24 protein-coding genes are annotated in these 25499 nt (G+C 73.7%); 10 read left to right on the forward strand and 14 right to left on the reverse strand.

Translation table 11 applies throughout. From position 1 onward, the window contains the following. The first annotated feature begins 72 nt into the window (after window positions 1-72). Window positions 73-1293, forward strand: coding sequence for an ROK family transcriptional regulator (locus OG618_RS31815; protein WP_329491041.1), 1221 nt, complete (start codon window positions 73-75; stop codon window positions 1291-1293). Between the two features lie 123 nt (window positions 1294-1416). Next, on the forward strand, window positions 1417-2751 hold the full coding sequence (locus OG618_RS31820) for an LLM class flavin-dependent oxidoreductase (protein ID WP_329491042.1): 1335 nt from the start codon (window positions 1417-1419) through the stop codon (window positions 2749-2751). Between the two features lie 183 nt (window positions 2752-2934). On the opposite strand, the gene OG618_RS31825 is transcribed toward OG618_RS31820, so the two are convergent. From OG618_RS31825 to OG618_RS31875, 11 genes are all read right to left on the reverse strand, one after another. Continuing rightward, a complete protein-coding gene (locus OG618_RS31825) occupies window positions 2935-3825 on the reverse strand; it encodes a TauD/TfdA dioxygenase family protein (protein ID WP_329491044.1) in 891 nt (296 codons plus the stop codon). A gap of 37 nt (window positions 3826-3862) precedes the next feature. Then, on the reverse strand, window positions 3863-4222 hold the full coding sequence (locus OG618_RS31830) for a 4Fe-4S dicluster domain-containing protein (RefSeq protein ID WP_329491045.1): 360 nt from the start codon (window positions 4220-4222) through the stop codon (window positions 3863-3865). Next, entirely contained in the window at window positions 4219-5808 is a 1590-nt protein-coding gene (locus OG618_RS31835) for an FAD-binding protein (RefSeq protein WP_329491046.1), read from the reverse strand. Before OG618_RS31835 ends, OG618_RS31830 begins: the two co-directional genes overlap by 4 nt. 10 nt (window positions 5809-5818) lie before the next feature. Then, window positions 5819-6550, reverse strand: a complete 732-nt coding sequence (locus OG618_RS31840; protein ID WP_442906894.1) for an ABC transporter permease — start codon at window positions 6548-6550, stop codon at window positions 5819-5821. Between the two features lie 215 nt (window positions 6551-6765). Next, window positions 6766-7590 carry an ABC transporter ATP-binding protein gene (locus OG618_RS31845; protein ID WP_329491048.1) on the reverse strand — a complete coding sequence of 275 codons (825 nt, stop codon included), beginning with the start codon at window positions 7588-7590 and terminating at the stop codon, window positions 6766-6768. Between the two features lie 7 nt (window positions 7591-7597). After that, the gene (locus OG618_RS31850) at window positions 7598-8653 is read right to left on the reverse strand and encodes an ABC transporter substrate-binding protein (RefSeq protein ID WP_329491049.1); all 1056 of its coding nucleotides are present in this window, start codon (window positions 8651-8653) and stop codon (window positions 7598-7600) included. Between the two features lie 1122 nt (window positions 8654-9775). Further along, window positions 9776-10189: a VOC family protein gene (locus OG618_RS31855; protein WP_329491050.1), complete on the reverse strand. Its 414-nt coding sequence runs from the start codon at window positions 10187-10189 to the stop codon at window positions 9776-9778. Window positions 10190-10363: 174 nt separating this feature from the next. Beyond that, window positions 10364-11029, reverse strand: coding sequence for a glyoxalase (locus OG618_RS31860; protein ID WP_442906895.1), 666 nt, complete (start codon window positions 11027-11029; stop codon window positions 10364-10366). Then, window positions 11029-11553: a helix-turn-helix transcriptional regulator gene (locus OG618_RS31865; RefSeq protein WP_329491053.1), complete on the reverse strand. Its 525-nt coding sequence runs from the start codon at window positions 11551-11553 to the stop codon at window positions 11029-11031. The genes OG618_RS31860 and OG618_RS31865 overlap by 1 nt, the downstream gene beginning before the upstream one ends. Before the next feature lie 157 nt (window positions 11554-11710). Continuing rightward, window positions 11711-12121: a VOC family protein gene (locus tag OG618_RS31870; RefSeq protein WP_329491054.1), complete on the reverse strand. Its 411-nt coding sequence runs from the start codon at window positions 12119-12121 to the stop codon at window positions 11711-11713. Window positions 12122-12293: 172 nt separating this feature from the next. Further along, window positions 12294-14030, reverse strand: a complete 1737-nt coding sequence (locus OG618_RS31875) for an amidase (protein WP_329491055.1) — start codon at window positions 14028-14030, stop codon at window positions 12294-12296. A 144-nt stretch (window positions 14031-14174) separates the two neighbouring features. Here OG618_RS31875 and OG618_RS31880 point away from each other — a divergent pair, with 144 nt between their 5' ends. The 6 genes from OG618_RS31880 to OG618_RS31905 all read left to right on the forward strand — a co-directional run bounded on the left by OG618_RS31880 (window position 14175) and on the right by OG618_RS31905 (window position 20194). Then, window positions 14175-14900: a TetR/AcrR family transcriptional regulator gene (locus OG618_RS31880; RefSeq protein ID WP_329491056.1), complete on the forward strand. Its 726-nt coding sequence runs from the start codon at window positions 14175-14177 to the stop codon at window positions 14898-14900. Between the two features lie 149 nt (window positions 14901-15049). Further along, window positions 15050-15676 (forward strand): hypothetical protein, encoded by a 627-nt coding sequence (locus tag OG618_RS31885; protein WP_329491057.1) that lies wholly within the window; start codon window positions 15050-15052, stop codon window positions 15674-15676. Between the two features lie 143 nt (window positions 15677-15819). Further along, complete coding sequence (locus OG618_RS31890) at window positions 15820-16035, forward strand: hypothetical protein (RefSeq protein WP_329491058.1); 216 nt, start codon at window positions 15820-15822, stop codon at window positions 16033-16035. Window positions 16036-16566: 531 nt separating this feature from the next. After that, complete coding sequence (locus tag OG618_RS31895) at window positions 16567-17874, forward strand: discoidin domain-containing protein (RefSeq protein ID WP_329491059.1); 1308 nt, start codon at window positions 16567-16569, stop codon at window positions 17872-17874. Window positions 17875-17876: 2 nt separating this feature from the next. Then, the gene (locus OG618_RS31900) at window positions 17877-19226 is read left to right on the forward strand and encodes an MFS transporter (protein ID WP_329492366.1); all 1350 of its coding nucleotides are present in this window, start codon (window positions 17877-17879) and stop codon (window positions 19224-19226) included. Beyond that, on the forward strand, window positions 19223-20194 hold the full coding sequence (locus tag OG618_RS31905) for a TolB family protein (protein ID WP_329491060.1): 972 nt from the start codon (window positions 19223-19225) through the stop codon (window positions 20192-20194). Before OG618_RS31900 ends, OG618_RS31905 begins: the two co-directional genes overlap by 4 nt. A 396-nt stretch (window positions 20195-20590) precedes the next feature. Here OG618_RS31905 and OG618_RS31910 read toward each other — a convergent pair whose 3' ends face one another. Beyond that, window positions 20591-21751, reverse strand: coding sequence for an iron-containing alcohol dehydrogenase (locus OG618_RS31910; protein ID WP_329491061.1), 1161 nt, complete (start codon window positions 21749-21751; stop codon window positions 20591-20593). Window positions 21752-21889: 138 nt separating this feature from the next. Between OG618_RS31910 and OG618_RS31915 the strand changes: the two genes are divergently transcribed. After that, entirely contained in the window at window positions 21890-22900 is a 1011-nt protein-coding gene (locus OG618_RS31915) for a LysR family transcriptional regulator (protein ID WP_329491062.1), read from the forward strand. 7 nt (window positions 22901-22907) lie between these two features. On the opposite strand, the gene OG618_RS31920 is transcribed toward OG618_RS31915, so the two are convergent. Next, window positions 22908-23999, reverse strand: coding sequence for a methyltransferase (locus OG618_RS31920; RefSeq protein WP_329491063.1), 1092 nt, complete (start codon window positions 23997-23999; stop codon window positions 22908-22910). Between the two features lie 163 nt (window positions 24000-24162). Between OG618_RS31920 and OG618_RS31925 the strand changes: the two genes are divergently transcribed. Further along, a complete protein-coding gene (locus tag OG618_RS31925) occupies window positions 24163-25152 on the forward strand; it encodes an alpha/beta fold hydrolase (protein ID WP_329491064.1) in 990 nt (329 codons plus the stop codon). 72 nt (window positions 25153-25224) lie between these two features. Here OG618_RS31925 and OG618_RS31930 read toward each other — a convergent pair whose 3' ends face one another. Next, window positions 25225-25491, reverse strand: a complete 267-nt coding sequence (locus tag OG618_RS31930) for a hypothetical protein (RefSeq protein ID WP_329491065.1) — start codon at window positions 25489-25491, stop codon at window positions 25225-25227. Window positions 25492-25499: the final 8 nt, after the last annotated feature.

Consider the following 25499-nt stretch of genomic DNA (forward strand, 5'->3'; position numbering starts at 1 on the left):
GTCGGGCACCGGGCGGGGCTGCTTCACGCTCGCGCCACGCCTGTGCAACACGCTGCTGGGAGCATCGACCGCATGCTCTCCCTGGTCGCCCCGCCCACGCACGGCAGGACCGCGTCGCCCACCGAGGGCGGCGGGGCCGGGGCCGTGCTGCGCGCGGTACTGACCGGCGGCCCGCTGACCCGCAGCGCCGTCGGCCGGGCCACCGGCCTCAGCCCGGCTGCCGTCTCCCGGCACACCGCCGACCTCACCGGACTCGGGCTGCTGCGCGTCCTGCCACCGCCGGACGGTCCGCCCAGGGCGGGGCGCCCGCAGCTGCCGCTGGACATCGACACCCGTCACCACCTCGCCTGCGGGGTGCACATCGGGGTGCCGTGGATCACCTTCGCCCTGCTGGACCTGCGGGGACGGGTGGTCGCCCACGAACGCCTGCCCCGGCGCGGGGACGCCGCCGCGGTCCTGGGCACCATCAGGGCGTACCTACCGGGTTTCCTGGGCCGCCGGGCCACCGGCCACTCGGTGCTCGGCCTCGGGGTGGTCACCGGCGGCTGGGTGGACTCCGAGACCGGCCGCGTCGTCGCCCACGGCCCGCTCGGCTGGTACGACGTCCCCGTCCGCGACGTCCTGGCCGACGCCACCCGGCTGCCCGTGCACGTCGACAGCCACGCCCGGGCGCTGGCCCAGGCGGAGCTGCTGTTCGGCGCCGGCAGCACGGCCACCGAACTGGTCCAGCTGTTCGTCGGCAACGTCGTCGACGCGGCCATCGCCACCGGTGGCAGCGTGCTGCGCGGGAGGCGGTCCCGCGCGGGCGACATCGGCCACCTCGCCGTACCCGCCTCCACCGAGCCCTGCTCCTGCGGACGGACGGGCTGCCTCCAGGCCGCCGTCGCGGATCGGACCCTGGCCCGCCGGGCCCACGCCCTCGGCCTCGTCCCCGAACCCGACTTCGGCCTGTTGCTGGACCTGGCCGGCGCCGGGAACCGCGCTGCGATCCGCCTCTTCGAGGAGCGGCTCCGGCTCGTCGCGCCCGCCGCCGGCCTGCTGCTGGACGTCCTCAACCCCGAAGTCCTGGTGGTCAGTGAGGCGGGGCTGTCGGTGGCGCCCTGCCTGCACCCCTACCTGGCCGAACAGATCCGCCTGCACTCCAACGCCGCACCCGAGCAGCTGGTCACCGCCACTGCCTTCGGCGTCGACGTGCTGGCGGTCGCGGCCTGCGCCGGGGTGCTCGACAGCGTCTACCAGCGGCCGATGGAGCTGCGGACGGCCGGGAGCTCGACCGCCCGGGCGATGCGTTGAGCCCTCGTCAACGGCGCATTAATTCCACCGCCAGGCGAATCGTTGAACGGCCGGACGGCGGGTCGGAGAATCGGGTCAATCCCCTTTCTCCCGCCCGCCTGCCGAGCCCCGGAGCGTTCCGCCATGCCCGAAAGTCCCGCCGATCGCCAACTTCACTTCAACCTCTTCCTGATGGGAGTGGGCCACCACGAGGCCGCCTGGCGCCACCCCCGCACCGACCCGTCCGCCGCAGGCGACGTCGCGCACTTCCAGAGGCTCGCCCGGACGGCCGAGGCGGCCGCCTTCGACTCGGTGTTCCTCGCCGACGGCGTCGAGGCCCGCTCCGACGGTGGATGGGGCCTGATCAGCCACTTCGAACCATTCACCCTGCTCACCGCGCTGGCTGCGGTGACCACGAGGATCGGCCTGATCGGCACCGTCTCCACCGGCTTCTCCGAGCCCTACAACCTGGCCCGGCAGTTCGCCTCACTGGACCACATCAGCCACGGGCGGGCCGGCTGGAACATCGTCACCTCGGCCGGCGACCGCGCCGCCCAGAACTTCGGCCGCAGCGCCAACCAGGACCATGCCGTCCGGTATGAGCGGGCCGCCGAGTTCCTCGACGTGGTCACCGCCCTGTGGGACAGCTGGGAGGACGACGCGCTGTTGCTCGACCCTGCGAACGGGGCCTTCGCCGCCCCGGACCGGGTGCACGACATCGACCACGTCGGAAAGCACTTCCAGGTGCGCGGGCCGCTGAACATCCCGCGCAGCCCGCAGGGCCACCCGCTGCTCGTGCAGGCCGGATCCTCGGACGACGGCAAGGCCTTCGCGGCCCGTTGGGCGGAGGCGGTGTTCACCGCGCAGCAGACACTGGCCGAGGGGCAGGCCTTCTACGGCGACCTCAAGCGACGGACCGCCGAGGCCGGCCGCGACCCGGCCCGGGTAAAGATCCTGCCCGGCGTCGTCCCCGTCCTCGGCTCCACCGAGGCGGAGGCACGTGCCCTGGACGAGGAACTGGACGCGCTGATCAACCCGGCCCGCGCGGTCGGCGTGCTCTCCACGGTGCTCGGCGTCGACCTCACCGACCACCCACTGGACGAACCGCTGCCGCCGCTGCCGCCGGTCACCCGGATCAACGGTGCCAAGAGCCGCTTCGAGCTGATCCGCGACCTCGCCGAGCGCGACCGGCTGACCCTGCGCCAACTCGTCGGACGGCTCGGCGGCGGCCGTGGCCACCAGGTCGTGGTCGGCACCCCCGAGCACCTCGCCGACCACATCGAGACCTGGTTCACTCAGGGCGCCGCCGACGGCTTCAACATCATGCCGCCCGTCCTGCCCGGCGGCCTGGACGACTTCGTCGAGCAGGTGGTCCCGATCCTGCGGGCACGCGGCCTGTTCCGCGAGGGCTACACCGGGAACACCCTGCGCGAGCACTACGGCCTGCCGCGCCCGGCCGGGCGGTACACCGCGCCGTAACGGTCGCGCGTCGTAACGGTCGCGCGTCGGGTCGGGCGCCGGCCCGCACGTCGGCCCGGCGCCCGGCTGCACGGGGGAAGGCCCGGACCACTCGGTCCGGGCCTTCCCCCATGGCGTCGGCCGCCCGCAGCCCTCAGCCCTCGGCCCGGCCGCACGGAGTCCTCCGCGCGGCCGGGCTGCCGGTCAGGAGGTGTAGTGCGAGGCGTCGTCACCCTCCAGCACCTGGCTGGGCTCGCCCGTCACACCCACCGGGACGTCACCGGCGACGGTGACGCGGTGCAGGCGGCGCGGCAGGTCGTCGTAGTCGTCCGGCGCGTAGTGCTGGGTGGCGCGGTTGTCGAACAGCACCACGTCCCCCAGCTCCCAGCGCCAGCGGACCACGTTCTCGGGCCGGGTCACGTACGCCTGCAGGCTGCGCAGCAGGTCGTGGGACTCCGCGGTCGGCAGGCCGACGACCGACTGCGCGAAGCCGCCGATGAACAGCCCACGCTCACCGCTCTCCGGGTGCACCCGTACCACCGGGTGGACGGTGCGGTACTTGCGGGCGGTGAAGACCCGGCGGCGCTCCTGGTCCGCGGCGTCCAGCTCCTTTCCCTGCGCGTAGTCGTAGTCGTTGGTGTGCACGGCCCAGAGCCGGTCGGCGAACTCGCGCAGCTGCTCCGGAAGGTCCCGGTACGCGGCCTGGGTGTTGGCGATCAGCGTGTTGCCGCCGTACGGCGGGACGATCAGGCTGCGCAGGGTGCTGGCCTTCGGAGGCGTACGGACGAAGGTCACGTCGGTGTGCCAGCGGTTGGCCCGGCCGCCGTCCTCGCTGTCCACCGCCAGGACGTTCGGCTGGCCGTCGAGCGCGGGGACGGTCGGGTGCGCGGTGGTGAGGGTGCCGAAGTTGGCGGCGAAGCGGGTCTGGCCGTCGTCGTCCAGCTGCTGGGCGCGGAAGAAGAGCGCCTTGTGCTCCACCAACGCGGCGTTGAGCTTCTCGACGGTCTCCGCGTCGAGTGCGGCGGCGGTGTCGACGCCGAGGATCTCGGCGCCGATCCGGCCGCCGATCTTGCGGATCTCGAAGGTGCTGGTCATGGGGATCTCCTTCGGACGCTGGGTACGGTACGGACGGTCAGGAGGTGATGGGGGCGGCCGAAGCGGCCGGCCCCAGGGTCGGGCCGATCGCGCGCAGCGCGCCCGGGGTCCGGCCCCGGCCCCAGCCGATCTGCGCGCGGTAGCTGCCGAGCAGCCCGGCCTCGGTCAGCCGCCGCTCGTCGCGGACGGCCGGGTCCTGCGGCTGCGGGTGGGTGTACGGGGCGACGAACAGCGCGTCGACCGGGCAGTTGGCTTCGCACTGGAAGCAGGTCTGGCAGTCGTCCTGCCGGGCGATCGACGGGATGCCGTCGGTGCCCCGCTCGAAGACGTCGGTCGGGCAGACCTTGATGCACTTGTCGCAGGCGATGCAGCGTTCCGGGGAGACGAGTTCGATCATGCGGTGACCTCCGTGGTGGTGCGGGGCAGCGGGCGGGTCCAGACCTCGTCCAGGCCGCCGGTGGCGATCCGGTGGTGCTGCGCCGGATCCTGGTCGGGGTGGTCGAGCCGGCGGGCCATCCCCCGGGATTCGGTACGGGCGAGCGCCGAGCGGTACATCCAGCGGGCGTTCGCGGCGAGCGCCGCCGCCTGCCGGGCCCGGATCGCGTCCGCACCGGTGGCCCGCAACCCGGCCCGCAGCCGCGCCCAGGCGTCGTCGAGCACGGTGAGCGCCCCGGTGAGGCCGTCCCCGTGCCGGAGGTAGTTCTTGTCGTACGGAAGCACCTCGTGCTGGACGGTGGTGACGATCTCGCGGGCGTCCCCGCCGGGCGTCCCGGTGGGGCGCAGCCCGGCCCGGCCGGCTGGGGCGAGCGTACGACGATGGGCACCGGGCCCGAGCGCACGCGCGTACCCGGCGGCGCCTCGCCCGGCCCAGGTGCCCGAGGACATCGCCCATGCCGCGTTGTGGCTGCCGCCGCCGGTGAAGCCCCCGCAGATCTCCTCACGGGTGGCGGCGTCCCCGGCGGCGTACAGGCCGGGGACGGTGGTGCGGCAGTCGTCGCCCGCGATCCGGATGCCGCCGGTGCCGCGCACGGTGCCCTCGGCGAGCAGGGTGACGGCGAACCGGTCGGTGAACGGGTCGATGCCCAGCCGGTCGAAGGTCAGGAAGAAGTTGGGCTGGGCCAGGCGCATCGCGCGTCGGGCCGCTTCGTCGGCGCGGTCCAGCAGGCAGTACACCTTGTTCCCCGCCAGCAGTGAACGGGCGATCACCGAACGGCCGCCCTGGCTGGCCGCGCCCTCCAACGGGGCACCGTCCGCCGTGGTGAAACTGGCGTACGAGTAGAAGGCGGTCTTGGTCACCGAGGTGTGCTCCGGCGCGATGCCGTAGGCGTTGGAGAACTCCATCCCCGAGAGCTCGGCGCCGACTTCGGCCGCGTACAGGGCGCCGTCGCCGGTGTTGGTGTTGGTGCCGAGTGCCTTGCTGAGGAACGCGCAGCCCCCGGTGGCGAGCACCACGGCGCCCGACCGCACCAGGAAGGGGTGCCCGGCCTGCCGGCGGTGGCCCGCAGCACCGGCGACCGAACCGTCGATGGCGGTGAGCAGTTCGGTGACGGGGCTGTGGTCGAGGATGCGGACACCCGCCCGCCGCACCCGGATCCGCATCCGGCGCATGTACTCGGGGCCCTGCAGACCGTTCCGCAGCTGGCGGCCGTCCGGACTGGTCGGGAAGGGATAACTCCCGCTTTCCGCCAGCTCGTTCATGTTGGCGTAGGTCTGGTCGAGGACTCTGGTCATCCAGCGACGGTCGGCCAGGTAGCCGCCGAGCGCCTCCCGGCTCGCCATCGCCGCCTCGCGCCGCACCGGCTCCGGGTCGACGTACCAGACACCGGTGCCGCCTGCCGCCGTCGAGCCGCTCGTCCCGCAGTACCCCTTGTCGGCCAGGACGACGTCCGCGCCCGCGCGGGCCGCGTCCAGCGCCGCCCAGGTGGCCGCCGGGCCGCCGCCGACCACCAGGACGTCGGTCGTGAGCTCCTGTCGTGTACTCATGTCAGGCCTCTCAACCGCCCAGCGGGGCGCGCCAGGCGGTGAACCGGCGCTCCAGCGCGACCAGCAGCTGGTTGAAGACCAGCCCGATGACGGAGATCGTCACGATCCCCGCGTACATCTGCGGGATCGCGAAGTTGTACTGCGACGCGTTGATCAGATAGCCGAGTCCCGCCTTCGCCCCCACCATCTCGGCGGCCACCAGTACCAGGATCGACACCGCCCCGGCGAGCCGGACGCCGGTGAAGACCACCGGCACCGAGGCGGGCAGGATCACCTTCTGGAACAGCCGGGGCGCGGAGAGGTCCAGCGAGCGGGCGAGCCGGATCAGCGTCGGGTCCACACTGCGCACCGCGCTGATGGTGTTGAGCAGGATCGGCCACAGGCAGGCGTACAGCACGATCGAGATCTTGGACGTCTCGCCGATGCCGAGGATCAGCACGAACACCGGGAGCAGGGCGAGCGCCGCCGTGTTGCGGAACAGCTCCAGCAGCGGGCTGAGCAGGTCGGCCACCGGCCGGTACCAGCCGATCAGCAGGCCGAGCGGCACACCGATCACCACCGCCAGGCCGAAGCCGCTGAGCGAACGGGTCAGGCTGGCCAGCGTGTTGTCGGCCAGCTGGCCGTTCTGCAGCAGCCCGTACCAGGCGCCCAGCACCTCGCTGAACGGCGGCAGGAAGGTCGGGTCCACCAGCTCGAACCGCGGGGCGAGCTCCCAGAGCAGCAGCAGCGCGACGATCGCCACGGATTTCGTGGCGCCGCTCAGCAGTAGCCGCAGCAGACGGCGCGGCACCCTCGACCGGAGGGCCGGCGCCGGGGCCGCCGTCCCACCCGGGGCCGGTGGCGGGGTCGATGCACTGCTCGGGGCTGATACCCCGCCCGGGGGCGGTTCGACCGTAGGCCGGGGTTCGACGGGGAGCGTCCGCACGTCCACCGCCGCGCGCGGGTTCAGATCGGTGCTCATATGCGGCTGACCTCTCTCTCCAACTGCTGCGCACGGCTGACCTCGTCGTGCAGCAGGCTCCAGATCCGGTGGCGGTAGCGGGCGAACTCCGGGCTGGATCGCAGGTCGTGACCGGCCGCACGCTCACCCAGGTCGATCGGGACGACTTCCTTCACCCGGCCCGGCCGCGACGTGAGCACCGCGACGCGACCGCCCAGGTAGACCGCCTCCTCGATGCCATGGGTGATGAACACGACGGTCTTGCCCGTCCGCCGCCAGATCCGCAGTAGTTCGTCCTGGAGCGACTCGCGGGTCTGTGCGTCGAGCGCCGCGAACGGTTCGTCCATCAACAGGACGGCCGGGTCGTACGCGAGACTGCGGGCGATCGCGACCCGCTGCTTCATGCCGCCGGAGAGTTCGTGCGGGTGGCGGTCCTCGAAGCCGGTGAGACCGACCAGGTCGAGGTACTCCCGTGCCCTGGCGGCCCGTTGCCGCCTCGCCACGCCGGTGGCCTCCAGGCCGAACTCCACGTTGCCCTGGGCCGTCCGCCACGGCAGCAGTGCGTACTGCTGGAAGACGATGCTGCGGTCGATCCCCGGGCCGGTGACCGGCCGGCCGTCGAGCAGGATCTCGCCGGAGGTCGGCGCCGTCAGTCCCCCGAGGAGGTCCAGCAAGGTGGATTTCCCGCAGCCGCTCGGTCCGACGACCGTCAGGAACTCGCCCTTGGCGACGTCGAGTTCGACCGAATCGAGGGCGATGAACCCGGAGGGTGGGCGGTCTCCCGCACGCCCCCGGACCGGGAACGTCTTGGTGACCTGGCGGAGGCTGATGTGATCGGTCATCGCGGGCTCAGCTCCCGGCGGTGGGAGTGGGCGAGGCGGCCGAGTAGCCGTTGAACTGGTTGGTGTAGAGGTCGGCCGCCTTGACCTGCCCGGCCTTGATGTCACCGTGGGCGGTCAGCCAGTCGATCCAGAGCTGGAAGGTCTGGTCCGTGATCCGGCCGCCGGGCTCGGCGACGCCGAAGGACTTCCAGTACTGGAGCGCCGCGACGTCCTCGTTGCGGCCACGGCGCTTGATGATGTCCGTGCTCCGGGCGATCACCTCCTCGCGCGGCGTCGTCCGGGCCCACTCGATCGCCTTCGCGACCCCCGTGACGAAGACCCTCGACGTGGTCGGGTTCTGGTTGAGGAACCTGTCGGTCAGCACGTACGTGCCGGCGCTGAAGGCGCCCAGCAGGTCGAAGTCGCTGAACAGCGGCCTGATCCCGCCCGCCGCCAGCGCCTTGTCCCGCAGGACGCCGCCCAGCGAGGCGACCTCGATCTGCTTCTGGCGCAGCGCCTGCTCGGTGTTCACCGGGGGCACGACGATCCGCTCGACCCGGCGCAACTCCGATGCGGCGAAGCCGTTGCGCTGGAGGTAGGTGTCCAGCACCGCCTCGACGTGGGCGCCGAGCGTGTTCATCCCGACCTTCTTGCCGACCAGGTCCCGGGCGGAGCGGATCGGGCTGTCCTCCAGCACGTAGTAGCCGTTGTAGGAGGCGGCGTCGACGCCGTAGTAGCTGATCGCCGCCTTCACCGGGGCCCCGGCCGCGATCAGCTTGACGACGGCGCCGTTGAACGCCCCGCCGAAGTCCGTCTGCCCGGTCGCCGCCGACTGGATGTCCTGCGGGCCGCTGATCGTGTTACCCACCCACTCCAGCTTCACGTCGCCGAAGTAGCCGAGATCCTCGGCGAGTTCGGGCAACGTCACCTGCCCGACCCAGCCCTGGTAGCGGAGCTTCTTCGTCTCGGCGCCGCCGGCCGCCGTCGCCCGGCCGCAGGCGGCGGCCGCCGCCGCGACCGCGGCCAGCGTGAGGAACCGGCGTCGGGAGGTGGGTGGGGGAGCGGGCCATGAGGTCACGGGCATGGGGAGGTCCTTTGCGGGGTCGGCTGGGTACGCCGACGGGGACGCGCGGCAGGGCTGCGCGTCACGCGGCGAGGCGGGTGAACGGCTGATGGTGAACAGGAGCGCACCCGGCGCACAGGGCCGGGGCGGGGCGCCTAGGGCGCGGAGGCCGCGCAGGACGGCACGGCCGGGTACGGCGACAGCCCGGAGCTGCGGCCGCGACGTCAGGGCAACCGTGCCGGTAAGGCAACCGTGCCGGTAGGGCGACCGTGCCGGTTCAGGCCGACAGGTGAGAGGAGCGCGTCAGCGCCAAGGGGCGCCGGTCAGTGGCAGACAGCACAGATGGCGCTCGCGTGTCGTCGTAGATCGACGTGCAGGCGGCCCACAAGGCGCTCGGATTGGCTCACGTCCGACAGCCTGGCAGCTGACCCGAACCAGGTCAACGAATGTTCAGCCGCCGGAAGAAACCCGCCTCGGCCGGACCGGGGGCCCCGCGCAGACGCGTCCGGAGTCGCGCGGGGCGTCGCTCCTGGGGGCGGACCAGGGGTCGAGCCGGGGGTCGAGCCCGTCGCCGGCGGGCTCTCGGATGGGGCCGTACAGAAGACAGCCCGGCCGACGGGTCGAGTGGTTGCCGGCCGCCGCGACTCGGCATCGGTGGTCCGCCCCGTCGGCGGCTATGCGGCCCGGCGCATCGCAGGAGCCCCGTACCAGACGTTCTGCGGAAGGACCATCCTCACCTTCAAACCCGACTCCGACTACATCGATCCCGAGAAGCCGAAGCCGATGCAGGGGCAGTTCCATCCGGCAGCCGCGAGGTCAGCTTCACCGCCGGGCGCCAGGGCTGGTGGAACCACACCAGCCTCAACAGCAAGTAGCCACGAAGGGCGCCCCCACCGCGGCGCGAAAGGCGACCGTCGGGCCCTGGCCCCAGTGGATACCCCTGGCTGGAACGTCGGCCTTCGCGTCCGGCTCCGTGCTGACGCTCGACGGCGGCGGGTCCCTCGTCTGGGCCGACCGGCAGACGGATCACGTGAGGCGCCGGGGGTGGGGCGGCCGTCCCGGCGGTAGCGGTCGCCGCGGGGCGTCCGAGCGGGCGCGGGTCACGGGGCTCGCGACCCGCTCGTGGGTCCTGCGCGATCGCGGTTACTCGGCGTAGGGCTGGTCGGTTCCCTGGGCGCTGTAGCCGAGGCTCCAGATGTAGCCCTCCGGGTCGGCGAAGGTGCCGCCGTACCCGCCCCACGGCAGAGCGCCGGCGGGCTTGAGGACGGTGGCGCCGGCCTGCTGGGCCTCCGTCATGATCTCGTCGACCCGTGCCTCACTACGGACGACGTAAGTCAGGACCAGGCCGCTGAAGCCGCTGCCCTCCTGGTCCGTGCCGACCAGGTCGGCCAGGCCCTCGCGGCCGTAGAAGCCGACCGGCGAGGCGCCGTCCGATGCGAAGAACACCGAGACGCCGTAGTCGTTCTGGATCTTCCAGCCGAGCCCCTCGGTGTAGAACCGCTTGGCCCGGTCCATGTCCCGGACGCCGAGGAGGATGGAGCTGACGTGCGCCTTCATGGCTCACTCCTTGTACTGGTGGATGTGTGTGCGCTACTGGTGGAGGTGTACGCGATGTGTGGGGGTGTACGCGTCGGCGATCCGGGCCGGGGCCCGGCTGTCGTCGGCGGCGCGGACGATCGAGCGGGGTTGGGCGCGCAGGACCCGGTGGCCCGTCGGAGGCGCGGCCCGTCGTCAGGACGGCGTGGGGGCGAGCGCCTCGGCGGCCTCCCAGACGAACCCGTCCTGGTCGGTGAAGGCCCCGGCGTCGCTGCCGAGCACGATGCGGTGCGAGCCCGTGCCGTCGACGGGGACGCCGAGGTCCTTGGCCAGCGCGCGGCGCTTGTACAGCGCCAGCTTGACGGTGCCGGCCCGACCGGGGGCGAACTCGGTGTACTTGCCGCCGAAGCTCTTGGCCACGGTCAGGCCCCGGTCGACGTAGACCTGCTTGGTGGCCTTCACGTCCTCGACGCCGAGCAGTAGGACGACCTCGTCGATCTCGCGGGTGGCGGGGCCGCTGTCCTTCTTCGCGGAGGTCGCGATCTTCCAGATCGTCCCGTCCGGGGCCTGGACGACGCCGCCGTAGCCCCACAGCGACTTCGCGGCGGGCTTCAGGACGGTTGCCCCGGCGTCCACGGCGGCGCCGACGAAGCCGTCGACGGTCGCGGGCCCGGACACCGTGAGCGCCAGGGTGAAGCCGCGGAAGCCGGAGGAGTGCGCCCCGGACGCCCGCAGGCGGATGTGCGCGTCCACGCCGAAGGCGCGGTAGAAGCGGAGGGCGGCCTCGGGGTCGGCCACCTCAAGGGTGACGGAGGAGAGGGACGTGTGGGCTGCGGTGGAAGCGGTGGTTGCCATGACCATCACGCTAGGCGCTGCCCGGCGGCCGGGGCTTCTCGATTCCTGACCGGTCTCGCGACCCGCCTCGCGACCCACGCGGGCATCCCGTCCAGGATGATCGCCGGCCCCGCCGCGGGAGCGGGACGGCCGGCCGCCGCGTCCGCCGCACCCGCCGCGTCCGCCGCCCGGCGCCGGAAGGCTCCTGGCGGCATGCCGACCAGCTCGGTGAAGCGGGTGGTGAACGTACCCAGCGACGCGCAGCCGACCGCGCGGCAGACCTCGGTGACGCCGAGGTCGCCCCGCCGCAGCAGCGCCGCCGCCCGCTCGATGCGACGCGCCATCAGATACGCGTACGGCGACCGGCCGTAAGCGGCGCGGAACTCCCGACTCAGCTGCCCGGCGGGCATGTTCGCGTCGCGGGCGAGCGCCGCCACGTCCAGCGGCCGCGCGTACTCCCGGTCGATCCGATCGCGGACGCGGCGCAACCGCGCGAAGTCGGCCAGGCGCTGCGCCTGGACGAGCGCTCGCCGCCATTCCGGCCTGCACATGGGAACCCCCTCGTTCTCCGTCTGCCCTGCCCATCGGCGTCTTCGAGTGACCGGGGGTGGCCGAGACGGCTGCCCCCCGGACGCGTCCACGTGCCGCCGGTACCCCTCACGGGTGGTCGCGCGGCGGCTCGCACAGCCGCGCCGGTACCCGTACGGCTCAGCGCAGTTCCTGGATGCGGATCAGATTGCCCGCGGGATCGCGGAACGCGCAGTCGCGGACGCCGTACGGCTGGTCGGTCGGCTCCTGGACGACCTCGCTGTCACCGGCCTGCACCTTCTCGAAGGTGGCGTCGAGGTCCGGGGTGGCCAGCAGGATCCAGCCGTAGGTGCCCTTGGCCATCATCTCGGTGATCGTGCGGCGCTCGTCCTCGCTGATGCCGGGGTCGGCGGCGGGCGGCGCCAGCAGGATCGACGTGCCCGGCTGCCCGGCCGGGCCGACCGTGATCCAGCGCATCCTGCCCTGCCCGACATCGCTGCAGACCTCGAAGCCCAGGACGTCGCGGTAGAAGACCAGCGACGCGTCCGGGTCGTCGTGCGGAAGGGTGGTGGTGTGAATGCTGATGTCCATGGCGTGCAGGCTAGGGGCAACGCCGTGGCCCGCGCTTCTCGATTCCTGATCGATCGGGACACATTCGGACGTCGGCGGAGATGTCGGGCGGCGCGCCCTCGCGTCCCACGCCAGCGGCGGAGCGGAGCGGGGAGACCCCCGCCCCGCCCCCGCCCCGCTCCGCCCCGTCACGTCACTCGGCGGGCAGTCGAGGGGTGCGCGGCGGTTCCGTGCGGCGGGGGGCCGTCGCCTCGAAGGCGGCGCCGAGGGTCAGGAGCGCGTTGTCGTCGTAGGCGCGGCCGGCGAAGGTGAGGCCGACGGGCATGCCGGTGTCGGTCATGGTGCCCATGGGCACGGTCACCGTGGGGATGCCGAGGTGGCGGGGGACCAGGTTGCCGTTGGCGACCCAGACGCCGTTGCGCCAGCCGAGGTCGGCGGACGCCTCGGAGACGTCCATGTCGGCGGGGCCGACATCCGCGACCGCGGGGAACACGACGGCGTCCAGGCGCAGTTCGTCCATCCACTCCTCCAGGTCGACCCGGCGGGTCTCCTCCAGTCCGCGCAGGCCCGCTTCGAGGTGCGGCATGTCGGTGAAGGAGGCGTACGGGCGCTCGCGGACGAAGCGCGGGTAGTCGCCGATGGTGTCGTCGAAGCCGTCGTAGCGGTCGGGGAGTTCGCCCTGCTGCTTGGGCCAGATGCGGTCGCCGTCGACCTCGGCCAGGGTGGCGAGCGCGGGGTCGGCGTTGGCGCGCAGGAAGTCGTCCCACGCCCAGGCGGAGAGGTCCTCGATCTCGACGGTGAGGTAGTCACGGCCGACCAGGCCGCGGGTGAGCAGCGAGGGCGTGCCGGGGCGGTCGGACTCGTAGTTCGACACGACGGGGAAGTCGACCTCGACGACCTCGGCGCCGGCGGCCTCCAGGTCGCGGCGTGCGGCTTCCCACAGGGCGATCACCGAGGGGCGGGTGTCGATCCGCTGTCCGGTCTGGCCGCCGATGCCGCCCTCGGGGTTCGTCCCGGCCTCGGGGTCGGCGTTGATGTACATCCTGGGCACGCCGACGCGCTTGCCGGCGAGCGCGGCGCGCGCCGCCCCGGCGTCGGCGGGGGCGAGGGCCGGGTAGGAGGCGGGCCGCACCCGGGAGGCGGCGGGCAGCGGCACCCACGGCTGGGCGCGCCACAGGTCGCCGCGGGTCTCCGGGTCGTCGGCGACGATGACGTCGAGCAGCTCGAACAGGTCGGCCATGGTGCGGGTGTGCGGGACCACGACGTCCATGGTCGGCACGAGCGGCCAGTTGCCGCGCACCGAGATCACGCCGCGGCTGGGCGTGTAGGCGCACAGCGCGTTGTTGGAGGCGGGGGCCCGGCCCGAGGACCAGGTCTCCTCACCGAGGCCGAACGCGCCGAACGACGCGGCGGTCGCGGTGCCGGAGCCGTTGGAGGAGCCGGAGCCGTAGGCGCTGGTGAGCCAGTCGGCGCTGTACGGGCTCTCCGCGCGGCCGTAGACGCCGCGCTGCATGCCGCCGTTGGCCATCGGCGGCATGTTGGTCAGGCCGATGAGGACGGCGCCGCCCGCGCGCAGCCGCTCGATGGCGAAGGCGTCGCGCTGGGCGACGAGGTGCTCGAAGGCCGGCGAACCGGCGGCGGCCGTCAGCCCCTTCGCGAGGTAGCTGTCCTTCGCGGTGTACGGGATGCCGTCCAGCGGGCCGAGCGTCTCGCCGCGCGCGCGGCGAGCGTCGGAGGCCTCGGCCTCGGCGCGGGCGTCCGGGTTCATCACGACCATCGCGTTGAGGGCGGTGGCGGTGCCGGGCCGGTCGTACGCGTCGATCCGTGCGAGGTAGGCGTCGAGCAGCTCGACCGCGGTGGTCCGGCCCTTCTCCAGTGCCTCGCGCAGGTCGGCGATACAGGTCTCCACAACGTCGAATCCGCGCGTCATGCGGGTGCCTCCTGGGTGGGGGTCGGGCAGGTGGATCGCCGGGCGGCGGGCCGGTCGCGCGTACGCGGCCGCCACGCCTCCGGCGCACTGACTAGAATTTCAGTCTAGACTACGGATCTAGACCCCCAGGATCGAGGTGCGGCCATGTCGACGAGAGAGACCGAGCCGGTGACGGGTGCCGCGCAGGGTGCCGAGGCGTGCGGTGCGTCGGGCGCTGGGACGGGCACTGAACCGGGCGCCGCTCCCCAGCCTTCCCCGACCTCGGTCGACCGGAAGCGCCAGCCCAGCGGCGACGAGGCGCGGGGGCGGGCGATGCGGGCCGCCATCAGCGTCATCGCCGAGAAGGGCACCGCGGCCGTGCGGATGTCGGACATCGCCGCGCGGGCCGGCATGAGCACCGGGCACATCCTCTACCACTTCGGCAAGAAGGACCGGCTGCTGCTGGAGGTCCTCGCGTGGAGCGAGGCTGACCTCGGCTCCCGGTTCGAGCGGGCCGCGGACGAAGCCGCGTCCCCCGCCGAGAAACTGGCGCTGTTCGTCCGCTACTACCTGCCCCGCCACCCGGGCGACGAACGCTACGCGCTGTGGACGCAGGTGCTGGCCCAGTGCCACGACGACGCCGGCCGGCAGGTCCTCACCGACCTGTCCGACGTCTGGGAGGAGCGGCTGGAAGCCGTCCTCCGGGAGGGGCGGGCGCTGGGGCAGTTCGCCGACGTGGACCCTACCGAGTTCGTCATCAGGGCGGTGGCCATGCTCAACGGGCTCTCCGGGGACGTGATGTTCGGGCGGGCCCGTTGGCAGCACGCCTCGGCGCACGCCTTCGCGCTGGCCGCGCTCGAACGCGAACTGCGGCCGACCGGCCGGGCCTGAGGACGCGCCCCGCTGCCGTCGCACGGGTCCGGCGGGCCGAGGGCCACCACGTGCGGCGCGAGGATCGGCGACGACCGGCGGGGGCCGGCCGGTGCGGCCGCCCGGCGGCAGGCTGTGCGCGGTGCCTCGGGCTGCGGGAGCATGCCCTCATGGACACCGAGACTCTCGTACGCACCCGCCGGGCCCTGCACGCGGTGGCCGAGCTGGTCCTGGCCGGGCCGCAGTACCGGGACAGCGGAACCATCAGGCTGCGCGCCTGCGCGGGGGGCTTCGCCACCACGGCCGAACCGCGGCTGCGGGTGATCGGCGCGGAGCTGGTCGCGCCCGGGCAGGCGCTGTCCCTCGAATGGACCACCTGCACGGCGCTCGGTGCGGCCCTCGGACTCGCGGTCGGTGCCCCGGCCGGGCTGTACGGGGACGGACCGGTCGTGGCCGCCGACGACGCCGTCGAGACGGACCCGTCCGCCGCCCGCCGGCTCGCGCGGTGCTTCGCGCTCGGGGACGCCGCGTTGCGCGGGCTGTTCGCGGGGGCGGACCCGGTCATCTGGCCCGAGCACTTCGACATCGGGGTGACCGTCGACGGCGTGAACTACGGCGTCTCACCCGGCGACGCGTTCCAGGCGGAGCCGTACGCGTACGTCGGCCCGCCCACCCCGCGGCGGGGCGAGTTCTGGAACGCGCCGTTCGGCGCCGCCCGGCCGATCCGCGAACTCGGCGGCGTCATCGGCACCATGGCGTTCCTGGAGCAGGGCTGCGGGCTGGCCGCCACGGCCTGACCGGCCGGCGCGCGAGGGCGCTCCCGGCGGGACGGGGCCCGGCGGCGCTCCCTCGGTGGCCGGGGCCTCGCACTCCCGTGCCGAACGGGACGCAGGTCATGGCGGAGGTAGCGCCTGGCTGCGGCTTCGGGCGTCCGGCTGGTGTGAGAGCACGGAGGAGAGCACCGGGCGGCCTGGACGAGGACGTGGTGCTGGAGCGGACGGCGGCGATGCGCCGGCTGTCCCGCCGGGTGGTGCACGTGCTGCTGATCGGCGCGTCCGGCCCCGTCGGGGTGGTCGTCCGGGACAGCGTCGGCCTGGTCGGCCTGGTCGGCCTGGCGGCGCTCGGCGCGGCGCTGTGTGGGGCGTCGTTCGCCTGAACCCTGCCGGCCGGTTGGCTCGCGTTCACCCTCCTCCTACCGCCGCCGGGCGGCACCGCGGGGCAGGTGCTCCACTGGATGGCCGTTCTGCCCGGCACGGCGGCGTCCACCGGGACGGCGTGGGCCCTGTTCGCGACCGGCGCCGCGGCGTACGCGGCCGCAGGTCCGAGGCGGTAGCGGGCATTCCGGCGGTCGGTCGGGGCCGTGGAGACGGGTCCGGCGAGGCGTTCGGACAGGGCCATGATCCGCTGGGCGGGCGGAAGTTCGGTGCTGCCGAACTATTGGTAGGGAACTTTACTATCCATTAGGCTGTCGGTCGGCGGCTTGGCACGGCACCCCGGCTCGAAGGGGGTGTGACGTGCTCAGCGAGAGCTCTGACCCGGCCGCTGCGGTGGCGCGGTTGCCGCTCGCCCGGTGAGTTCGTGTGCTGTGGACCGGAGTCCAGCTCTCGCCATCTACTCAACGTCATGGAGTTCAGGGATGCGTCTGGGTGTCTCGGCAAGACCTGTTCGTGTCGGAGTGTTCGCCGCTGTGATCACGTTGCTCGGCGGCCTGTTGCTCGGCTGGTCCGGGCAGGCGGGGGCGGCGGTCGACCCGCTGCTCTCGCAGGGGAAGGCCGCGACGGCCTCCTCCACCGAGGGGTCGTCGTACGCGGCGGGGAAGGCGTTCGACGGGAGTACCTCCACCCGGTGGGCCAGTGTGGAGGGGAAGGACCCGCAGTGGCTGCGGGTCGACCTCGGGGTGAGCGCCAACGTCTCCCGGGTGAAACTGAGTTGGGAGGCCGCCTATGCGAAGGCGTACCGGCTGGAGGTGTCGGCGGACGGGGTGACCTGGACGGCGGTGGCCGAGGAGAAGGCCGGTAACGGCGGGACGGACGACTGGACGGGGCTGGCCGGAAAGGGCCGCTACGTCCGGATGTACGGGACGGCGCGCGGGACGTCGTACGGGTACTCGCTGTTCGAGATGCAGGTGTACGGAGTGCCGGACGGCACCCCGTCGCCGACCGGCACCCCCTCGCCGACCGGTACCGCGCCGGGCGGGGCGTTCACCGTGGTGGCGGCGGGCGACATCGCCGCCCAGTGCACCGCCGCGGACAGCGGCTGCGCGCACCCGAAGACGGCCGCGCTGGCCCAGCAGATCAACCCCAAGTTCTACCTGACGATGGGTGACAGCCAGTACGACGACGCCCGGTTGGCGGACTTCAAGGCCTACTACGACAAGACCTGGGGGGCGTTCAAGGCGAAGACCCATCCGGTGCCGGGCAACCACGAGACCTACGACCCGGCCGGGTCGCTCGCCGGGTACAAGGCGTACTTCGGCAGCATCGCCTACCCGCAGGGGAAGAGCTACTACAGCTTCGACGAGGGAAACTGGCACTTCGTCGCGCTGGACTCCAACGCCTTCGACCAGAGCGCCCAGATCGACTGGCTGAAGGCCGACCTGGCGGCCAACGGGAAGAAGTGCATCGCCGCCTACTGGCACCACCCGCTGTACTCCTCCGGCGGCCACGGCAACGACCCGGTCTCCCGGCCGGTGTGGAAGATCCTCTACGGGGCCAAGGCCGACCTGGTGCTGAACGGGCACGACCACCACTACGAGCGGTTCGCCCCGCAGGACCCGGACGGGAAGGCGACCGCGGACGGGATCGTCGAGATCGTCGGCGGGATGGGCGGCGCCGAGCCCTACCCGATCGAGCAGGTCCAGCCGAACAGCCAGAAGCGGATCAGCGGTGACTACGGCGTGCTGAAGCTGGACTTCACCGACTCCGGCTACGGCTGGAGCTACGTCGGGACGGACGGCCAGGTCAAGGACACCAGCCCGAAGTACAGCTGCCACTGATGATGTACCTCGCCACCACGGGCCGCCGTCCGGACGCGCCGTCCCGCCCCGCCGGGGCGGGACGGCGCGTCCCGGGCACGGTCGTCGCGCTCGGCGCGGTCAGCCTGGTCACCGATGTCTCCTCGGAGATGGTCACCGCCGTGCTGCCGCTCTACCTGGTGCTGGGGCTCGGCCTCTCGCCGCTTCAATTCGGTTTCCTCGACGGGCTGTTCAACGGGGCGACGGCACTGGTCCGGCTGCTCGGCGGCAAGCTCGCCGACCGCGGCGGCGGCCGGCACCGGACGGTCGCCGGGGTCGGCTACCTGCTGTCGGCGCTCTCCCGGCTCGGGCTGCTGCTGGCCGGCGGCGCGGCCGCCGGGATCGCCGCCGCGCTGGCCGCCGACCGGCTCGGCAAGGGCGTGCGGACCGCGCCGCGGGACGCGATGATCTCGCTCAGCGCGCCGCCGGAGGAGCTCGGGCGGGCGTTCGGGGTGCACCGGGCGATGGACACCACGGGGGCGCTGCTGGGCCCCCTGGTCGCGTTCGTGGTGCTGTGGGCGACGGCGGACGCGTACGACGCGGTCTTCGTGGTCAGCTTCGCCACCGGGCTGTTCGGCGTGCTGGTGCTGGTGCTCTTCGTCCCGGCCGGGGCGAGGCCGGCAGTCGGCGTGAAGCCGGTGGCCGATGTGAAGCCGGCGGTCGGCGTGAAGCCGGTGGCCGATGTGAAGCCGGCGGTCGGCGTGAAGCCGAGGCCGGCCGGCGGGAGGACCGGCGAGCGCGGCAGGACGGGGAAGAAGCCCAGGGCACTCGGCGACCCGGTGTTCCGGCGGGTCGTCACGGCCGCCGTGCTGCTGGGCGCCGCGACGATCGGCGACTCCTTCCTCTACCTGCTGCTCCAGCGCGGCCTGGACCTGCCGGCCCTGCTCTTCCCGCTGCTGCCGCTCGGCGCCGCGGCGTGCTACCTGCTGCTGGCCGTACCGGCGGGCCGGATCGCGGACCGGTCCGGGCGGCGCACCCCGTTCCTCTGGGGGCACGGTGCGCTGCTCGCGGCCTACCTCGTGGTGATGGCCCCGCCGGGCTGGCCGGCCACCGTACTCGTCCTGGTCCTCCTGGGCGTCTTCTACGCCGCCACGGACGGTGTGCTGATGGCACTCGCCGGGCCGGTCCTGCCGCTCGACGGCCGGGCGAGCGGGCTCGCGGTGCTGCAGACCGGTCAGGCGCTCGCCCGGCTGGTCGGCGCGGCGGGCTTCGGTGCGGCCTGGACGTGGTGGGGGCCGCGTCCGGCCCTGGCGGCGGCCGCGCTCGCGCTGGCCGCCGCACTCGTCGCGGCACGGCGGATCCTGCCGGAGCGGCCGGAGAGGGAGGTCTCGTGAAAGCGCGTTCGCTGGTGCTGATCACCGCGGCCCTGGTGCTGCTGGGCGGTTCCCTGGGGTACGTCCTGCACGCCAGGGAACGCGGCGGCGGGCAGCGGCTGGTCGCCGCCGCGGGCTCGTTCACCCTGGACGAGCCCGGGCTCTACTACCGGGATTCCGCCACCGGGCGGGTCGCCCGCGGTCCGGGGGTGGCGGACGGCCCGTCCTGCGTCCGCTTCCACGCCGCGGGGGACCGGGCGCTGTGCCTGCGCGCGCTGCCCGGCACCCCGGCCCGGACCCAGGCGGTGGTGTACGACCGGAAGTTCACCGAGCTCCAGTCGGTGACGGTGCCCGGGATCCCGAACCGGGCCCGGGTGTCGGCCTCCGGCCACCTGCTCGCCTGGACCGCCTTCGCGGTGGGGGACTCCTATGCGGCGGGCACCTTCTCCACCCGGACGTCGGTCCTGGACCTGCGTACCGGCTACCTGGTCAAGTCCATCGAGTCCATCCCGCTGACCGTCGACGGCGCCCGCTACCACGCCGCCGACGTCAACTACTGGGGCGTCAGCTTCGCCGCCGACGACAACCGCTTCTACGCCACCGTCTCGACCGGCGGCCGGACCCACCTGGTCGAGGGGGACCTCCGGGCCTGGTCGGCCCGCACCCTGCGGGAGAACGTGGAGTGCCCCTCGCTCTCGCCGGACGGCACCCGGATCGCCTTCAAGAAGAAGGTCTCGACCGACCCGGCGGCGCCCTGGCGGCTCCACGTGCTGGAGCTGGCGGGGATGGGCGAGCACCCGCTGGCCGAGTCGCGCAGCGTGGACGACCAGGCGGTCTGGCTCGACGGGGAGACGCTCGGGTACGCGCTGCCCGGCCAGGGCGGCAAGGGCACCGACGTCTGGAGCGTGCCGGCGGACGGCGGCGGGGCGCCGCGGCTGCTGGTGCCCGGCGGCTCGTCGCCGGTGGCCGTGGCCGCGGCGCCGAACTGAGCCGGGGGCCGGCACCACGCGGCCGTGCTGCCTCGACCGGCCGCCCGGGCTGGGCCGACCCGGCGCCACCGCACCGTGCGGACGGGGGTGCCCGGCGCGGCGGCGCCAGGTGGCAGTTCGGTCGCGCCGGGCGGTGCTCCCGCAGGTCGGAGGTGGTCGTGATGGCTGGTCAGATGGCGTGACGCGGCGGCAGCGAAGAACCGGCGGGTTCGGCTCCAGGGGTCTGGCCGAACCACCCGCCGATGTCCGGAGCAGCCCCGATGACCAGCGAGAACACCGTCCGCCCCGGCGGTCGCCGCGGGCCTGCGGGAACGGCTCGCCGACTCCGACGCGGACGTGCGGGCCTACGCGCGGCTGGCCCTGCGGACGGGTGAGCCCGGCGGGCGTCGGCGGTGATCAGGCGTAGATCCGGGCGTAGAGCTCCTGGATCTGCTCGGCGGTGGGCACGACGGGGTTGTTGGCGGGGGAGCCCGACCCCAGGGCCTGCTCGGCCATCAGGGGCGTCAGCCGGGCCCACGCGGCCGGGTCGATGCCGTGGGCGCGGGGGGTGGGGACGGCCAGGTCGTGGCAGAGCTCGTGGAGGGCGTCGACGAGCTTGGCGGCGGCCGCGCCCTCGGCGTCCGTCACGCTCGCGGCGCCCAGGGCGCGGGCGCAGTCGGCGTACCGGCCGGGGGCCGCGGCCACCGAGAAGGCGGTCACCGCGGGGAACAGCATCGCGTTCGACAGGCCGTGGGCGACGTGGAAGTGGGCGCCGATCGGACGGCTCATGCCGTGTACGAGGGCGACGCTGGAGTTCGAGAAGGCCATCCCGGCCTGGGTCGCGGCGAGCATCATGGCCTCGCGCGCCACGGCGTCCGAACCGTCCGCGTAGACGCGGCGCAGATGGCGGCCGATGGTGGCGATCGCGGTGAGGGCCAGACCGTCGGAGAAGGCGTTGGCCTTGCGGCTGACGTACGCCTCGACGGCGTGGGTGAGGGCGTCGACGCCGGTGTCGGCGGTCAGCCGGGGCGGCATCGACAGGGTCAGGTCCGCGTCGACGACGGCGGCGATCGGCTGGAACGCCGGGCCCAGGCAGAGCATCTTCTCGTCCGTGCCGCTGTCGGTGATGACGGTGACCTGGGTCGCCTCCGAGCCGCTGCCGACGGTGGTGGGGACGGCGATCACCGGGAGCGCCGGCCCGTGGTTGACGCGCGGCGCCTTGTAGTCGCGCATCCGACCGCCCTGAACGCCCAGCAGGGCGAGCGCCTTGGCGCTGTCCATCGGGCTGCCGCCGCCGAACCCGATGACGGAGTCCGCCCGGTGCCCGTGCAGCGCCTCCAGGCCCGCGGCCAGCGAGTCGGTGGTCGGGTCGGGCACGGTGCCGGAGAACAGGCGAGGGCTCAGCCCGGCCCGGACCAGCGTCGCGGTCACCCGCTCCGCCCCGCCCGTCCCGACCAGGAACGCGTCGGTGACGAGCAGGGGCCGGCTCAGCCCCAGTCCGGCGACGACGTCGCCCAGTTCCTCGACGGCGCCGCGGCCGACGCGCACGATCCGGGGCAGGGACAGGCCGGCGACCATGGGGGACCCTCTCGACGCGGGGAGGAACGGCGGCCGGGTGCGCCGGCCGACGGTGCCCCGACTCTGCCGCCCCCGAGTCGTGCGCTCAAGCACCAATCGTGCAGACGGGGTGTGCGCGAATGCAGATACGCTGCCTCGGTGCCCTCCCGTACCCGCCCGGTCGGCGACGACCCGGAGCCGCCGACGCGGCCGGAGCACGGCGGCCCCGACCCGCGCGCACTCCGCGCGGACGACCTGCGGTACCTGCTCGCCGTCGCCCGCACGGGCCGGCTGGTCAGCGCGGCCGACGCGCTCGGCGTGGACCACACCACGGTGTCCCGCCGGATCACCGCGCTGGAGAAGAGCCTCGGGGTACGGCTGATCGAACGCGGCACGGAGGGCTGGGGCCTGACCGACGCCGGCCGGTCCGTCGCGGACAGCGCCCGCGCGATCGAGGACGCCCTCGTCCGGGTCGTCGACGCGGTCTCCGGTCAGGACGCGCCGTCCCTGCACGGCACCGTCCGGGTGAGCGCCCCGGACGGCTTCGGCACCGTCTTCGCCACCCCGGCACTGGTCCGGGTACGCCGGCGCCACCCCCGACTGCGCGTCGAACTCATCACGGCCACGCGGCAGTTGAATCTGCGCCCGACCGGATTCGACCTCGCCCTGGCGATCGGCCGGCCACCGCGCAGCCGCCTGGTCACCGAGCACCTGACCGACTACGCGCTGGGCCTGTACGCCGCCGACGAGTACCTCGCGCGGTCCGGTCCGCCCGGCTCGGTCGCCGAGCTGCGGGAGCATCCGCTGATCTTCTACATCGACTCGATGCTCCAGGTCGGCGACCTCGACATCGAACGCCATCTGCCGGGCGTCACACCCGCGTTCTCCTCCACCAACGTCTTCGCCCAGGTCGAAGCCACCCGACTCGGCGCCGGGATCGGCGTGTTGCCGGCCTTCCTCGCCGAACGGGCCCGGCTGCGAAGGCTGTTGCCGGACGAGGTCGACATCCGGCTGCCGATCACGCTGGCCGTACGGCGCGAGGCGGTGACCCACCCCGCCGTCCGGGTCGTCCGCGACGCCCTCCACCACGAGGTCGCCCACCGCACCGCCGAACTCCTCCCCGCCGACTCGACCCGGGAGCCGGGACCACCACCTCCGAGCAGTACATGATGATCCGTCAGGCCGGAACGGCCTCGACCACGGAAAGGACGGTGGGGGTGGGGAGGACGCGGGAGAGGCGTAGGCCGGCGCGGTCGAAGAGGGCGGCGAAGTCCGCCTCGGTGCGTTCGCGGCCGGTGAGGGAGGCCATCATCATCAGGTCCAGGGTCTTGGACTGGTGCGGGGCGTTGCCCCGGGGGACCACCGCGTCCAGGACCAGGACGCGGCCGCCCGGGTGGAGCGAGCGGCGGCAGCTGGTCAGCAGGGTCACGCAGGTCTCGTCGTCCCAGTCGTGCGTGATGCGCTTGAGCAGGTGGATGTCGCCGGGCGGTGCGGACACGAAGAAGTCGCCCTCCGCGAGGGTCCAGCGGCCCGCGATCTCCTTGTCGGTGTCGAGACGATGGCCGGCCAGGACGTGGGCGCGGTCGTAGAGGACGCCCGCCACGCCCGGGTTGCGGCGCAGCACCTCCAGTAGCAGGCCGCCGTGGCCGCCGCCGACGTCCACGACGGTGCCGGTCTCCGGGAAGTCGTAGGCCGCCGCGATGACCGCGTTCTCGGCGTCGGACATCGCCGCCATGCCGCCGTGGAAGACGGCGGCGGTCCGCGCGTCCTGGGCGAACCAGTCGAAGAACGGCATGCCGAAGATGGCCTCGAACGACGCGGTGCCCTCGGTCAGGCAGCTCGTCAGCTCGCCGGCCGGCTGCCACATGGTGCGGTCGGTGAGCATCTGGACGGCCGTCCGGGCCGAGCAGGGGACGTCGCTGCGCAGCGCCTGGCCGGCGTCGGTCAGCGTGAACCGGCCCGCGTCGTCCTCCGCCACCACGCCCCGGGTGGCGAGCAGGCGCAGCACCCGGTGCAGGCTGCGGGCGTCCAGGCCGGTCGTGGTGGCGAGTTCGGCGGGCGTGCGGGGGCCGTCCGCGAGGTGGTCGGCCACGCCGACGTCGGCGGCGGCGCGGAGGGCGGCGGGGAAGAGGAAGCCGAGGGCCTCGTCGATGAGGAAGGCCGAGGAACGGCGGTAGCGGGCCTCGGGATCGGCCGCGCCGCCGGGCTCGGCGGCGGTGTCACCCGCCGCCGTCCGCTCGTCGAAGTGCTTGGCCTCGTCCTGGCGCATGCCGTCCTCCTCGCATCCGTGTCCCCGCCCGGGAAGGCTGCCCACGGGCGACGGGACCGAAGCGCACCACCCACCGGTCGGGTGCGGACGTTCGCCGGGGAACGACCCGCCTGGCCGTAGGGTCGTCGTGACACGTGACGGAAATCCGCGAAGGAGCGGCCCGATGGCGACCGGCCGGCGCATCCTCAAGGTCAACGGCGCGGAGCTGAGCGCCGACCTCCTCGGCGATCCCGCCGATCCCGCCGTCCTCCTGATCCACGGCGCGGGCCACTGCGCGCTCAACTGGAGCGACGGCTTCGTCCGGCGGCTGGCCGACGGGGGCAGGTTCGTCATCCGGTACGACAGCCGCGACGCGGGGGGATCGACGACCTACCAGGTGGGCGCCCCGCCGTACGGGCTGCCGGACCTGGCCGACGATGCCGCCGTCCTGATCGGCGCCCTCGGCCTGGGCGCGGCCCACGTCGTCGGCATGTCGCAGGGTGCCACGGTCGGCCAGCTGCTGGCCCTCGACCATCCGGACCGGGTGGCCACGCTCACCTGCGCGTCGTCCACGCCCGGCATCCCCGGGCAGGAGCAGGCGGACCTCCCGCCGATGTCGGACCGGCTCGCGGCCTTCTTCGCCCGGTCCGAGGCCCAGTCCGAGGCCCAGTCCGAGGCCGGTTCCGGGGCCGGGTCCGGGCCCGGAGTGGAGGACGGTGACGGCGAGGCCGGAGCGGACGGCGGTGGCGGGGTCGACTGGTCCGACCGGGACGCCGTCATCGCCTCGATCGTCGAGGGCGAGCGCCCCTTCGCCGCCGTCTCGCGACCGTTCGACGAGGACGCCGTGCGCCGGCTGGCCGCCCGGGTCGTGGACCACGCCGCCGACATCGCCGCCCAGTCGACCAACCCCTACCTCCTCGATGCCGGCCGCCCCTGGCGCCACCGGCTCGGCGGGATCACCGCGCCCACCCTGGTGCTCCACGGCGACGAGGACCCGCTGTTCCCGGTCGAGCACGGGCGCGCCCTGGCGGCGGAGATTCCCGGCGCCCGCTTCATCGCCCTCGAACGCACCGGGCACGAGGTCTTTCCCGAGGGGACGTGGGACGTCGTCGTCCCGGCGCTCCTCGCCCACACCCGCCGGCCGGGCGGCCCCGCCGCCCCGGGCCGGCCGTAGCGGGGAACGCGGGGAGACCCCCGCGTCGCAGCGCCGGGGCGCCGCGTCGCGGGGGTCTCCCGGGTGGACCGGTCAGCAGTGGACGCTGCGCTCGCACTCCTCGTAGCGGCGGATCTGCGCCTCGATGGCGGCCGCGCGGGCGTCCGTGACGTTGGCCTCCTGGAAGTGGCCCTGGCTGCGCAGGCGCTGGGCCTGCTGGCGCAGCTTGGCGGCCTGGACCTGCAGCTCACCGATGTTGACCGAGACGGAGGCGCGGGCCTGGGCGGGCGCGGCCTGGGCGGGCGCGGCGGCGAGGAGCAGGCCACCGGCGAGAACGGCCGAGACGGTCAGTGCGGACATGCGACGGA

Source organism: Kitasatospora sp. NBC_01246, from assembly GCF_036226505.1.
Taxonomy (GTDB): domain Bacteria; phylum Actinomycetota; class Actinomycetes; order Streptomycetales; family Streptomycetaceae; genus Kitasatospora.